The 13,693-nt window shown below is 47.8% G+C and carries 13 protein-coding genes; 11 read left to right on the top strand and 2 right to left on the bottom strand.

All coding sequences use genetic code 11. The features are described from left to right. The first annotated feature begins 252 nt into the window (after positions 1 to 252). The 6 genes from QVP94_RS08870 (at position 253) to QVP94_RS08895 (ending at position 5,777) form a co-directional block, all read left to right on the top strand. Entirely contained in the window at positions 253 to 1,437 is a 1,185-nt protein-coding gene (locus QVP94_RS08870) for a glycosyltransferase family 2 protein (protein ID WP_022192407.1), read from the top strand. Continuing rightward, positions 1,430 to 2,353 (top strand): glycosyltransferase family 2 protein, encoded by a 924-nt coding sequence (locus tag QVP94_RS08875; protein WP_009276018.1) that lies wholly within the window; start codon positions 1,430 to 1,432, stop codon positions 2,351 to 2,353. The genes QVP94_RS08870 and QVP94_RS08875 overlap by 8 nt, the downstream gene beginning before the upstream one ends. Then, entirely contained in the window at positions 2,328 to 3,515 is a 1,188-nt protein-coding gene (locus QVP94_RS08880) for a glycosyltransferase family 2 protein (RefSeq protein ID WP_005868356.1), read from the top strand. Before QVP94_RS08875 ends, QVP94_RS08880 begins: the two co-directional genes overlap by 26 nt. Positions 3,516 to 3,627: 112 nt before the next feature. After that, positions 3,628 to 4,752 (top strand): hybrid sensor histidine kinase/response regulator, encoded by a 1,125-nt coding sequence (locus QVP94_RS08885; RefSeq protein WP_005856527.1) that lies wholly within the window; start codon positions 3,628 to 3,630, stop codon positions 4,750 to 4,752. Positions 4,753 to 4,912: 160 nt separating this feature from the next. Continuing rightward, positions 4,913 to 5,245 (top strand): 6-pyruvoyl trahydropterin synthase family protein, encoded by a 333-nt coding sequence (locus QVP94_RS08890; protein ID WP_005856525.1) that lies wholly within the window; start codon positions 4,913 to 4,915, stop codon positions 5,243 to 5,245. Continuing rightward, positions 5,232 to 5,777, top strand: coding sequence for a 7-carboxy-7-deazaguanine synthase QueE (locus QVP94_RS08895; protein ID WP_005868354.1), 546 nt, complete (start codon positions 5,232 to 5,234; stop codon positions 5,775 to 5,777). Before QVP94_RS08890 ends, QVP94_RS08895 begins: the two co-directional genes overlap by 14 nt. A gap of 35 nt (positions 5,778 to 5,812) precedes the next feature. Here the strand turns inward: QVP94_RS08895 and QVP94_RS08900 are convergent, their stop codons facing one another. Next, positions 5,813 to 7,159: a dihydroorotase gene (locus QVP94_RS08900; RefSeq protein WP_022192408.1), complete on the bottom strand. Its 1,347-nt coding sequence runs from the start codon at positions 7,157 to 7,159 to the stop codon at positions 5,813 to 5,815. Positions 7,160 to 7,198: 39 nt separating this feature from the next. Then, complete coding sequence (locus QVP94_RS08905; RefSeq protein WP_008780511.1) at positions 7,199 to 7,948, bottom strand: polyprenol monophosphomannose synthase; 750 nt, start codon at positions 7,946 to 7,948, stop codon at positions 7,199 to 7,201. A gap of 291 nt (positions 7,949 to 8,239) precedes the next feature. Between QVP94_RS08905 and QVP94_RS08910 the strand changes: the two genes are divergently transcribed. From QVP94_RS08910 to QVP94_RS08930, 5 genes are all read left to right on the top strand, one after another. After that, positions 8,240 to 9,166, top strand: a complete 927-nt coding sequence (locus QVP94_RS08910; RefSeq protein WP_022192409.1) for a hydrogen peroxide-inducible genes activator — start codon at positions 8,240 to 8,242, stop codon at positions 9,164 to 9,166. Positions 9,167 to 9,252: 86 nt separating this feature from the next. Then, the gene (locus QVP94_RS08915; protein ID WP_005856515.1) at positions 9,253 to 10,518 is read left to right on the top strand and encodes a carboxypeptidase-like regulatory domain-containing protein; all 1,266 of its coding nucleotides are present in this window, start codon (positions 9,253 to 9,255) and stop codon (positions 10,516 to 10,518) included. An 82-nt stretch (positions 10,519 to 10,600) separates the two neighbouring features. Next, positions 10,601 to 11,140 (top strand): RNA polymerase sigma-70 factor, encoded by a 540-nt coding sequence (locus tag QVP94_RS08920; RefSeq protein ID WP_005856513.1) that lies wholly within the window; start codon positions 10,601 to 10,603, stop codon positions 11,138 to 11,140. Between the two features lie 5 nt (positions 11,141 to 11,145). Continuing rightward, a complete protein-coding gene (locus QVP94_RS08925; protein ID WP_005856511.1) occupies positions 11,146 to 11,997 on the top strand; it encodes a FecR family protein in 852 nt (283 codons plus the stop codon). After that, positions 11,976 to 13,532 carry an STN and carboxypeptidase regulatory-like domain-containing protein gene (locus QVP94_RS08930; RefSeq protein ID WP_005856509.1) on the top strand — a complete coding sequence of 519 codons (1,557 nt, stop codon included), beginning with the start codon at positions 11,976 to 11,978 and terminating at the stop codon, positions 13,530 to 13,532. Before QVP94_RS08925 ends, QVP94_RS08930 begins: the two co-directional genes overlap by 22 nt. Positions 13,533 to 13,693 lie beyond the last annotated feature (161 nt).

A 13,693-nucleotide genomic window follows, 5' to 3' on the forward strand; every position in this document is an offset into this window, starting at 1 on the left:
CCTGGGCCAGCCTCTTCCTGCTGGCGGTACTCTCCCTCCTGCTAGACATGCGGGAGGCGGCGTTGGCGGCTATCGGGGCGATACTCTCGCTCTCGTCCACCCCTCGCCCGGCCCCTTGAACCTGCTGGGCTGGGGGCTGATACTCTCGGCGGCGCTGAGCTCGCTGGGAAAGATATGGCCCCCTTAGGTGAGAAAAAACGGCAGAATCAAACTCTTATTGAAAATTATAAGTACTTTTGTAAAAAAAAGCGAATGCACTTGTTGATCTACATAGATATCGCCCTATTCATTTTCATCGCCTTTTTCATAGGCTATGACCTATTTTTTACGTTGGCGTCCTTTTTTCGGAGGAGGTACCGGAAGCACCGGAGCATACGGCTCCAGAAGTTCGCCGTCATCTTCGCCGCCTATAAGGAAGACCAAGTCATACAGGAATCCGTGGAGCGCATCCTCCTGCAAGACTATCCGGCGGACAAATACCGGGTGATCGTGGTATCGGACCATATGCGGGAGGAAACGAACCAAGCGCTCGCCAAGCTCCCGATCGAGCTCCTCACGCCGGATTTCAAGCATAGCATGAAACATAAGTCCATCACCTACGCCTTGGAATACCTGAAAGAGGGAATCGATAAAGTCGTCATCCTCGATGCCGACAACCTCACGGATACGGATTTCCTGACCCGGGTCAACGATATCACGCAAGACAACATCGCCCTGCAAGCGCACCGTACCCTCAAGAACGACAATACGCCGATAGCGGTATGGGACGGTATCTCCGAAGAGATCAACAACACCATCTTCCGCAAGGGGCGGGTCAATGTCGGGATCTCCTCCTCCTTGATAGGCTCCGGCATGGTATTCGACTTCGGATGGCTGAAATCCCACATGCCCCAATGCGGCACTTTCGCCGAGGACAAGGAGCTGGAGATCTATCTCGCCACGGAAAATATCTTTGTCGATTACGCCGAGGACATCCTCGTGTACGACGAGAAGACCTCACGCCAAGAGGTCATGGCACGGCAAAGATCCCGCTGGTTCCACGCCCAACTGCTGGCATTCTCTTTGATCATACGGCATCTCGACCTCCGTACCCTCAACTGGAATTATATGGACAAGGCGGTCCAATGGTTCCCGCTCCCGAGAATATTAAAACTGATCATCCCGTCTCTCCTCGCCTTGGCATGGAGCCTCACGGTTTTCCCGCTTGCCCTGAAATGGTATGGGCTAATACTGGTCAGCATCTTGACGTATACGCTGGCTATCCCCCGGAAGATGCATACCCGGAAGCTCTACATGAACCTGTCGAGGCTCCCTTTTCTCTTTTGCGTCTTGATAAAAGGATATATAGCCTCCTTGCGCCGGGTGAAGGAGAAGGACACCAGCTTCCAGAGTACTCCTCATGACATAACGATAAAAAATAAAGAAAATAATGGCTAAAAAAGTATCCATCATCACCATCAATTACAATGGGAAGGATGATACCGTAGACCTAATCGAGTCGTTCGGTCGGTACGAGACCTATCCTTATGAGATTATCATCATCGATAATGGCTCGAAAAATCACGGCGAACACCGCGTACTCAGTAAATATAGCCCCAAGCCGATAGTGATTCGCAGCGACAAGAACCTCGGGTTCGCCGGCGGGAACAACCTAGGGATTTCATACGCCGACGGTGATTATATCCTGTTTCTCAACAACGACACGATCATCAACCAACCGATACTGGAGAACCTAGCAAGGGCTCTCGACAACAATCCGCAAATAGGATGTGTCTCCCCCAAGATAGCGTGCTGGCCTGAGAAGAAGCAGCTACAGTACGCAGGCTCCACCCCGATGAGCCCGGTTACCCTCCGCAACGAGAATATCGGATTCGGTCAAACCGACACGAGACAATTCAATAAATCCCGCTATACGGCATTCGCCCACGGTGCGGCCATGATGATCCGGACCACGGACATCAAGAAGTTCGGGATGATGCCTGAATTTTATTTTCTCTATTACGAGGAGCTGGACTGGTGCGTGCAAATAAGGCGGGCCGGGCTGAAAATCTGGTACGAGGCTACCTCCACCGTCTATCATAAGGAGAGCATGAGCGTAGGGAAACAAAGTCCGCTTCAGGTCTATTATCATACCCGCAACCGCCTTTTATTCGCCAAACGATCGATCGATAAAAGGGATGAAAGGATTTACTCATACATCTACCAAACCCTAGTGGCTTTCCCGAAACGCCTCTCGATCTATCTCGTAAAAGGGAAATTCCGGCTGATCGGGGCGCTAGGCAAGGGATTAATAAACGGATTAATCGCAATCAACAAGGATATGAATTATGGAAAAGAGCTGTCAAGTCATTGAGATCCTCTTCTGGATCGGCATCGGGATCGTTTTCTATACCTATCTGGGGTATGGGATCGTATTATACCTTATGGTAAAGATCAAGGAGCTGTTCGTTAAACCCCGGCTCCCCCGCCTTCCCGAGACACTACCGGAGGCCACGTTGCTGATAGCCGCCTACAACGAGGAGGCGATCGTGGCGAGCAAGATGGTGAATTGCAGACAACTGGATTATCCGGCGGATAAGCTGAGACTGGTCTGGATCACCGATGGAAGCAATGACAACACGAATGAGAGACTGAAAGAGTACCCGGAGGTCACCGTACTGTACCAACCGCGGCGACAAGGAAAGACCGCCGCCTTGAACCGAGCCCTCCCCTACGTCAATACCCCCTACGTCATCTTCACCGACGCCAACACGATGCTGAACAAGGGCGCCATCAAGGAGATCATACGCCAGTTCAGCGACCCACGGGTAGGCTGCGTGGCCGGAGAGAAACGGGTAGAGATACAAGCCGAGCAAGGAGCCACTGCCGGAGAAGGCATATACTGGAAATACGAGTCCGCCCTCAAGCGACTGGACTACCGCCTATACTCCGCCGTCGGAGCGGCAGGCGAGCTCTTCGCCATCCGTACCTCCCTCTTCGAGCAGATGCCCCCGGATACCCTGCTGGACGATTTCATCCTCTCCCTGCGCATAGCGATGAGAGGCTACAAGATCGCCTACAGCAAAGAGGCGTACGCCCTCGAGAGCGCCTCCCTGAACATGCGGGAGGAGGAGAAACGTAAAGTACGCATATCGGCCGGAGGATTGCAATCGGTATGGCGGCTACGGGGATTATTGAATATCTTCCGGTACGGGATACTGAGCTTCCAATACATCAGCCACCGGGTACTGCGCTGGACGCTGACGCCGGTCGTGCTCTTCGCCCTCCTGCCCCTCAACCTGCTCCTTGCCTGTACCGGGCATACCCTTTACACGGTCATCCTTGCCCTGCAATTAGCGTTTTACCTGCTGGGATACTTGGGGTATAAAATGGAAAAACGGAACATCCGGAACAAGCTATTATTCATTCCTTATTACTTTTTATTCATGAATATCAATGTCATACGAGGGTATAGCTATCTCGCTAAGCATAAAGGCACAGGCGCTTGGGAAAAAGCCAAACGAGGCGCGGGATAAAAAAATAAAAAAATAGATGGATAAATAGTCGTTATATGTCGACTTTAATTAATACTTTTGCGCTATTGATACTATTTGAATATCAAGAAAACTAGAACACAATTTAGATACAATGGATAAATTGGCCTCAGAGTATAAAGTTCTTATCGTAGATGATGTCCCTACAAACGTCATGCTAGTACAAGCCATACTGAAGAAAGAGGGATATACGCTTTTGACTTGCGACAGCGGGACAAAAGCGCTACGCATAGCTAACGAGAAACACCCAAATCTGATATTACTCGATATCATGATGCCTGAGATGGACGGATATGAGGTCCTCCAGCATCTGAAAAGCAATCCCGAGACTACGGATATACCCGTGATTATCATGTCCGCCCTAAGCGATATGCAAAGCATCGTGAAAGGTTACCAATTGGGCGCCACCGAATACGTCACAAAGCCTTTCCAACGTGAGGAGCTGGTGAAGAGGGTGGCCCACCGCTACGAGCTTTACAGCATCAAGCGCATCAAGGCCGAGCTGGAGAACACGATCGAGTCTAGGGATACGCTATACTCCGTTATCGCCCATGACCTGCGTTCCCCGCTAGGCTCGTTGAAAATGATGAATAACGCCATCTTGATGATGGTGGACAAGGAGCGGGTAGGCGACGAGGTGTACGAGATGATCCAGATGATGAACAAGACCTCCGAGGAGATCTTCCTCTTGCTGGACAACCTGCTGAAATGGGCCAAGAACCGCTTGAACAAGCAGCACGTATATAAGCAACAGACCGACATAAACAGTATCATCGATAGTACCGCCGAGATGTATGTCCCGATGGCGGCGCAAAAAGGCGTGAAGATTATCCTAGAAAATCTGGATAAAGAGCTGGTAGGCTTGGTCGATATCGATATGCTCAAGACGATTATCCGTAACCTGATCTCTAACGCCATGAAGTTTAGTTTCGAGGGGGGCACGATCACCTTATCCTCACGCTCCGAGGGGGATTTCGTAACCGTTAGCGTGAAAGATACCGGCAAGGGCATCAAGAAAGAGGATCAAGACAAGCTCTTGAAACAAGACTCGCATTTCACGACCTACGGGACGAAGAACGAGAAAGGCTCCGGTCTGGGATTGATGCTTTGCAAGGACTTCGTGGAGCTTCATGGAGGAAAGCTTTGGTTCGAGTCCGAGGGCGAGGGTAAAGGAACGACCTTCCTGTTCTCGATGAAGGCGCTGAACCAAGAGGCATAGCCGATCGACGTACCGCCTGTCTCTACCGATCGTAGACAAGTGTCGTACAAACAAACTAAATATTTCGTATATTTGCATCCCGGATTAATATCCGGGATTTTTTTGTGTGCCGAGGTGACATTAGGTACATTATTATTTATCGTATAAACATTATTATCGTATGTATACCGTAATTAAACGTATGGAGATCTCCGCTTCCCATAGCTTGAGATTGTCCTACCCCAGCAAATGTGAGAATCTACATGGTCACAATTGGATGATCACGGTTTATTGCCGCTCCAAGGAATTAAACGCCGATGGCATGGTAGTCGATTTCAGTCATATCAAGAGATCGGTGAAATCCCTGTTGGACCACCAGAACTTGAACGATATCTTACCTTTCAACCCGACGGCGGAGAACATAGCCTTTTGGGTATACGAGCAGATCCCGTCTTGTTTCAAGGTAGAGGTAAAAGAGTCTGAGGGTAACACGGCGATCTATGAGGAAGATTAACGAGATATTCTACAGCTTGCAAGGCGAAGGGTTCCATACGGGGACTCCCGCCGTATTCGTCCGCTTCTCCGGTTGCAACCTGAGATGTAGCTTCTGCGACACCCGCCACGAGGAGGGCGTAATGATGACGGACGAGGAGATCGTGGAGAAGGTATCTTCCTTTCCCGCACGGATGGTAATCCTGACGGGAGGAGAACCTAGCCTGTGGATCGACAAGGCGCTTATATCCCGCTTACGTGAGGCGGGGAAACAGATCTGTATCGAGACCAACGGCACACGCCCCTTGCCCGACGGCATCGACTGGGTGACTTGCTCGCCCAAGGAGAACGCCCCGGTGGTATTGGAAAGAGTCGACGAGATAAAGGTGGTTTATACCGGGCAAGACCTGTCCGCATACGCCGAAATCCCCGCACGGTACCATTTCCTGCAACCCTGCTCCTGCCAAAATACGAAAGAGGTAGTGGATTACATCCTCCGGCATCCCCGGTGGAGACTAAGTCTGCAAACCCATAAATTGATCGATATCCAATAGATAGGATGAGACGGGGGCATGCCCCGTCTCTACTGCTATAGATAACGGACTTCTTTACCTCTCACGGCGTCATTCACCTCTCCATCGCCATAGGCCAACTCGCCATTCACGAAAGTCTTCCATACGCCATGGTGGAACGTATAGCCCTCGAAAGGAGACCAGCCGCATTTGTACAAGATATTCTCCTTCGATACCGTCCAAGTCTGCTCCGGATCGATCAATACGATATCGGCGTAGTATCCGGGACGAATGTATCCCCTCCTATCGATACGGAACAGCTCCGCCGGCATATGCGCCATCTTCTCGACCACCTTCTCGTACGTGAAACGGCCTTCCATCGCCAGCTCCAACATCGTGATCAAGGAGTGCTGGATAAGCGGTCCTCCGGAAGCCGCCTTCAAGCAAGAGCCTTGCTTCTCCTCCGGTAGATGCGGGGCATGGTCGGTAGCCACGATATCGATCGTATTGTTATTGACCGCCTCACGCAGCGCCGTGCGATCCTCGATCGTCTTGATAGAAGGATTCCACTTGATACGATTACCGAATTGGGCGTAGTCGCCGTCATGAAACCACAGATGGTGCACGCAGACCTCGCCGGTTATCTTTTTCTCGCTCAAGGGAAGATGGTTACTGAGCAACGATAATTCCTTCTCCGTGGAGAGATGCAGGATATGCAAACGGGAATCCAAGCGGGTAGCCAGTTCAACCGCCTCGGCCGAGCATTGGTAGCAGGCCTCCTCGCTACGGATCTTGCTATGGAAAGAGATATCCAGATCCTCGCCATGCAGGTTCGTGTAATACTGGATATTACGCCGGATCACCTCCTCTTTCTCCGCATGGATGGCGATCAGCATACCGGCCTCGCCAAAGATACGCTCCAACGAGTCTTTCTTGTCCACCAGCATATTTCCCGTAGACGAGCCGAGGAAGAGTTTCAGTCCCGGCACACGGCTACGATCCAGCCTGCGGATCTCGTCCATATTATCGTTTGTCCCACCGAAGAAGAAGGAGTAATTCGCACGGGAGACCTCGGCGGCACGATTGAATTTCCATTCCAGATCGGCGATCGTCGTGGTCTGTGGCTTCGTGTTCGGCATGTCCATGAAGGTCGTCACGCCACCGGCCACGGCCGCACGGCTCTCGGTCCCGATATCCCCCTTATGGGTAAGCCCGGGGTCCCGGAAATGCACCTGATCGTCGATAACGCCCGGTATCAACCATTTCCCCGTAGCGTCGATCACTTGGTTCGCCTCGGCACGCACGTTCCCGGGAACCTCCCCCTCGAACACCGCCGCGATCTTATCCCCCTCCACCAACACCGAGCCGATAAAAGAACGGCCCTCGTTGATGATTCTCGGATTTTGGATTAATATTTTATTCATCTTTCTTATTCTATTATAAATTGTCAAACTCTGTTTTCATTAGGCATGGCTCGCATGTTTCCTCGGATACTTCCTGAAGAAACTCCACCATTTCAACTGAAGGACGCCAAATAAAGCCTCCCCGAATATCGAAGAGTTCATCTTGGAGACACCCAAGGCACGGTTGATAAAGATGATCGGCACCTCCACGAGCTTGAAGCCGCACTTATAAGCCGTAAACTTCATCTCCACCTGAAAGGCGTATCCCTTGAAATGGACACGGTCCAGATCGATCGTCTCCAGCACCTCACGGCGGTAACATTTAAAGCCCGCCGTCGTATCCTGTATCTTCATACCCGTGACGATACGGACATACACCGAGGCGAAATAAGACATCAACACACGGCCCAACGGCCAGTTCACCACATTCACCCCGTTGCAATACCTCGACCCGATGGCTACGTCGGCACCCTGCGCGGTACAAGCGGCGTATAGCTTCGGCAGGTCATTGGGATTATGACTGAAATCGGCGTCCATCTCGAAAATAAAATCATATTTATGCTCGATAGCCCATTTAAAACCCCGGATATAAGCGGTACCCAATCCCAGCTTCCCTTTACGCTCCACGATAAAAAGACGCTCCGGGAACTCCTTCTGCAAGCCCTTCACGATAGCCGCCGTCCCATCCGGAGAGCCATCATCGATCACCAAGATATGAAACACTTTCTCCAGCCCGAACACGGCACGAATGATATTCTCAATATTCTCCTTCTCGTTGTATGTAGGAATAATGACGATACTGTCTGACATATACTTTAATCAATTAATTTTTAGCTCATTATATATACGACTGTAAACCATTTGTAAATTACTCTCCAAAGTTACATATTTTTTCTGTGTAAATCTATCATCCAGTTAGCCCATTCGTCTGTTCCATGATAAGCAAATGTATTTTGGCTTTTCACCCAACTTCTCCGATTTCCCCCTAAATGCCTAATACTCAAATTAAGCTGATTTATTCTTCCACTTTTATTCGATTATTCCAGCGTTTTTCCGTAAGTTTGTCTTCATTAATTTCTAACGCTTGTAAAATTAAGTACTATGAATATACAGCAACTCGAATATATCCTAGCGGTGGATACTTATCGTCATTTCGCAAAGGCAGCAGAGCATTGTAGGGTGACACAACCGACATTGAGTATGATGATCCAAAAGCTGGAAGACGAACTAGGTATTAAATTGTTCGATCGAAACCTACAACCCGTTCGCCCCACACCTGCCGGACGTAAGGTTATTGAGCAAGCGAGAAATGTCCTCTATCAGGCTTCTCTTATCAAAGATATCGTGAACGAGGAGGAACAGTCATTGAAAGGTACGTTCCGCTTAGCGGTGCTACCGACTATCGCCCCTTATTTACTACCTCGCTTTTTCCAGCAATTATCGGAAAAGCATACGGATCTTGACATCCGTATGCTGGAAATGAAAACCGCTCCCACTATGGCCGCCCTGCAAAACGGGGAAATCGACGCCGCTATCATAGCGAACCAACCCACTGAATCCAATTTACAAGGAGATATATTATATTATGAGCAATTCTTCGGATACGTGGCTCACAACGAATCTATATTCAAAAAGGATTTGATCCGTACCGCCGATATCAACGACGAGCGGTTGTGGCTGGGGGACGAGGGACATTGCTTCCGTGACCAGCTGATGCGTTTCTGCCAGATGGAGAAGGTAAAGGTTCGCCAAGCCGCTTACCGTTTAGGTAGCCTAGAGACATTTATGCGTATGGTGGAAAGCGGTAACGGTATTACGTTCATCCCGGAATTGGCTACCCTGCAGTTAAGTAAAGAGCAGAAAGAATTGGTACGTCCGTTCGCCATTCCCAAGCCGACACGGGAGATCGTCTTTGTCACCCGTAAAGATTTTATCCGGCATACCGTAGCGGGTATTTTAATAGAGAGCATCAAGAAAGCGGTACCTAAAGAAATGTTGACTTTGCAGCCCGGACAAAAGGTTGTGTGATTTTTTTGATAAATCCCATAGGGTATTTCTTTCCTGGGCGATCATATAAGTACAAAGTGATTATTTACCATTAAAACAATACAAATATGAAAGCGCTCTGTAAACAAACTATGGGATTTATCCTGATGATACTGTTGGCTTGCGGTGTAACCTCTATAAAGGCACAGGATAGCGCAGACGATGAGTTTATCACTGTCAGCGGTGTAGTAAAAGACAAGCAAACACGAAAAAAACTGGAATACGTAAATATCTCTATTCCGGGAACCAACGTGGGAACGATCACCAATAATGACGGTGAGTTCTCTATCAAAGTGAAAAACGGCCTCCATGCCAGACAAGTAGAAGTATCGCATATCGGATATTTGAATGGCTTGATCCCCGTAAACGATAAGGACATATTAGAATGTACGGTATTACTCGAACCGAACATGAATACGCTCAGCGAAGTCATTATCCGGGCCGGAGATCCTCGATATATCGTAGAGGAAGCGATTGAGAAAGTAAATAAGAATTACATTACCACGGGTAGCATGCTTACTGGGTTCTACCGGGAGACCGCACAAAAAGGCCGTCGCTATATCAATATATCGGAAGCGGTTATCGATGTTTACAAAACTCCCTATAAGGACAGGAACGTGGAACGGGATCGGGTACAGATCTATAAAGGACGTAAATTATTGAGCGAGAAGGCTAGCGACACATTAGCCGTGAAATTATTGGGAGGCCCTAACCTATCCGTTTACGTGGATGTGGTGAAGAATCCGGATTTATTGCTCGACCCGAATATCTTACCTTATTACGCCTTCCGTATGGAAGAAAGCGTGATGTTAAACGACCGACCGCATTACGTAATCAGTTTCCAACCTCAAGCGATCTTGCCTTACGCCTTATATTACGGTAAATTGTATATCGATAAGGAACGGCTTTCCTTCAGCCGTGCGGAATTCGCCCTCAGCATGGATGACCGGAATAAGGCTACCGAGGCCATCCTCCGCAAAAAGCCTTTTGGCTTGCGATTTAAACCCGTGGAGGTAGCTTTCCTCGTAACTTACAAAGAACGTGACGGCATGAGCTATCTGAGTTATATCCGCAATGAGGTTCGCTTTAAATGCGACTGGAAACGAAAACTTTTCTCTACCAACTACACGATCGTATCCGAGATGGTCGTTACCGATGGTAAAGAACAAAATAACTCCATCCCCTACCGGATGTCTTTTAAAGCGGATCAGTCTCTATCCGACAAGGTATCGGACTTCGCCGACGAGAACTTCTGGGGAGCTTACAACATTATCGAGCCTACCGAGTCTTTGGAGAATGCGGTATATAAATTAAAGAAGCAACATAAAAATTGACCGTGTAAATATACTATCGACAATGATATGGACAAATCATTATCTTTGTCCATTATCAATTATCTGTTGAAACCAAATTATTATGGATTTGTTCGTACTCAAAAAGATCAAGGAAGGGGATATTAAAGCATTCGAAAGTATTTTCAGGCTTTATTATACCCCTCTTTGCCTGTACGCAACCAGTATAACAGGAGAGCAGGAAGTTGCGGAGGAGATCGTCCAGGACTTGTTTTACGTGTTCTGGAAAGAAAGAGAATCTCTTCCAATCTTACGTTCCATCAAGAACTACCTTTATGGAGCTACCCGGAACCGGTCCTTACAATATCTGGAGCATCGGGAAGTACGATACCGATACCGGAATACGGTTTTAGCCGGAGAGAATCCGGAATCCGAATCGTATACCCCGCAAGATCAACTTGAGTACAAAGAATTGCAATCCTTGGTCAACCGGGCATTAGGTAAATTGCCCGAACGCCGCCTCCGGATCTTTCGGATGCACCGTTTCGAAGGAATGAAATACGCGGAGATAGCCTCCAGCCTCTCATTGTCCATAAAGACAGTAGAAGCGGAAATGACCAAGGCACTACAAACACTAAGAAAAGAAATCGAGAATTATACCTAACAGTTATGAATCAAATAGAAAAAAATAAATTGAAGACAGACCAAGCATGGGAACAATTATACACTCGCTTGGAGCAAGACGGGCTGCTGGATAAGCCAATTTCCGGTACACAAATCCCATACCGGATCGGACTTATGAAATGGGCCGCCGCTATCGTTATACTCTGTGTATCGGTAGCTACGGCTATTTTCCTTGGACGAGAACGGACACCGGAAACCACTCTGCTCACCCTGCATAATAACGAGGCTTCCACCACCTTGGTCACGACTTTGGAAGACGGGTCTATCGTTTATCTGGCCGATAACAGTCAGTTAAGCTATCCGGAACATTTCCAAAGAGAAAAAAGAGAGGTGTCTCTACTAGGAAACGCCCTTTTTGATGTAAGCGGGAATAAGGAACGTCCTTTCCTAATCGAGACAGAGCAGGCCCGGATCGAGGTATTGGGAACCTCATTCAATATCAAAAGCTCGGATAAAAGCGCCTTTGAATTGGCCGTTCGCCGGGGATTAGTGAAAGTGACACTCAAGAAGAACGGAGAACAAACGCTGGTAAAGGCCGGTCAAACCGTATCCTTATTCTCCAACCGTTTACAAGTAGCTCCGACTCAAGATAACGAACAATTTTCCGATTACACCCGCCGTATCCAGTTTAAGGATGAGCGCTTAGGAGATATCTTGCATGTAATTAATCTGGAATATCCGAAGATGCCATTGAAGACAACGGCTGATTTAGAGAATAGACGGCTGACCGTTAGTTTCTATAATAACTCACCCGCGACGATGGCTGAACTGATCTGCGCGGCGTTAAAACTAAAATGTACGCAACAAAATAATATATGGATGATTTCCGAACCTTGAGACAGCTGATCGTAGGATGGTTGCTGTTACTCGTAGCTCTCATCCCTATGAATGCCCAGAATGGTAACGTACTGGGACAGGTCATACGATTGCCTAAATCAAAAGGAAATATCTACCAATTGCTGGGACTCGTCACGGAACGTTCCGGCTATCTTTTTATATACGACAGTAAGATTATCGATAATGAACAAACAACATCGATAAAAGGTGGAGATTATACGATACAAGAAGCTATATACGCTATTACCGGTAATAAAAATCTGGCGATCCGTACGATAGAGAACCATCTCTTGCTTTATCTGCCAGAGAGTCCCTCCGCTCCTAAAAGCGCATCCGTAACTCCCGATTCCATACAAACCTATTTCTCGATAGAAGGTTCTTTACAGGATCAATATACCCATGAGCCAATCGCGTTCGGATCGGTAGGAATCGGCGAGGCCGCTATCGGCACCATCACCAACCAGAATGGAGAGTTCCGATTGAAATTACCGGACTCACTCCGATTATCCAAGGTACGTTTCTCTCATATCGGCTATCTTCCCCAAGAGATAGATGGTCGGGAGTTAATAGATAAACATACCGTCTTATCCCTAGAGCCTAAAGTAATCTCCATCCAAGAAGTTATCGTGCGTCTAACCAATCCGAAACGCTTATTACAGGAGATGCTGGACGAGAGAAGAAGCAATTATTCCCAGCACCCGATTTACCTTACCACATTTTACAGAGAAGGCGTTGAACGTAAAAAAGGACTCGTAGGACTGACCGAGGCTGTTTTTAAGGTATATAAGGCATCTTACCACAGCAATGCCTTGGCCGATCAAGTGAAACTACTAAAGATGCGCCGCATTAGTAACGAGCAGGAAAAGGACACGTTGATCACAAAAATGAAGTCGGGTATCTACTCCTGCCTTGTCTTGGACTTGATGAAACAGTTACCGGAGTTTCTGGATCCTAGCCCGGATTCACCCTATACATACGCCCATACCGACATCACGGTAGTGGATGATCGACTTGCTAACGTCATCTCTTTCGAGCAACGAAAGAGTATCAATGAACCGCTTTATCGGGGACAGATATATATCGACATGGAAAATAATGCCTTATTAAGGGTGGACTTTGAGGTCAATCCCCAATATATCGAGCAAGCGGCCGGCATGTTCGTCGAGAGAAAAAGCCGGAATTTACGGATCACGCCCCAGAAAGTAGCCTATACGGTATCTTACAAGCAATGGAATGGCACCTACTACATTAACCATATCCGGGGAGATCTGCATTTTAAAATTAAAAAAAGAAGACAACTTTTTAACACAAATATTTTACATACTTGGTTCGAAATGGTTACCTGTAAGATAGATACAGCCAATGTGAACCGCTTCTCACGCATTGAATCCCTTCCCACCCGCACGGTTTTCTCGGATACCCACTTCAACTACGACGAGGGTTTCTGGGGAGATTTTAACGTAATATTACCCGAAGACAAACTGAATGAGGCTATTAGCAGAATCACCTCAAAGATAGAGGAAACGAACTACTAATCCCCTAAAAATCATAAAGAGAGCCTTTTCGCAAAGGCTCTCTTTATAGGTTTTTAATAGGTATTAGTCTTTAAGGCAAAAAGATTGTTTAGGTTATCTGCATGCAAAGATGGGCTAATTAATATAATTGAGCAAATAAAAAAAGATATTGTACAACACAT

Origin of the sequence: Parabacteroides sp. CAG:2 (genome assembly GCF_000436315.1) — a bacterium.
GTDB classification, from domain to species: Bacteria; Bacteroidota; Bacteroidia; order Bacteroidales; family Tannerellaceae; genus Parabacteroides; species Parabacteroides distasonis.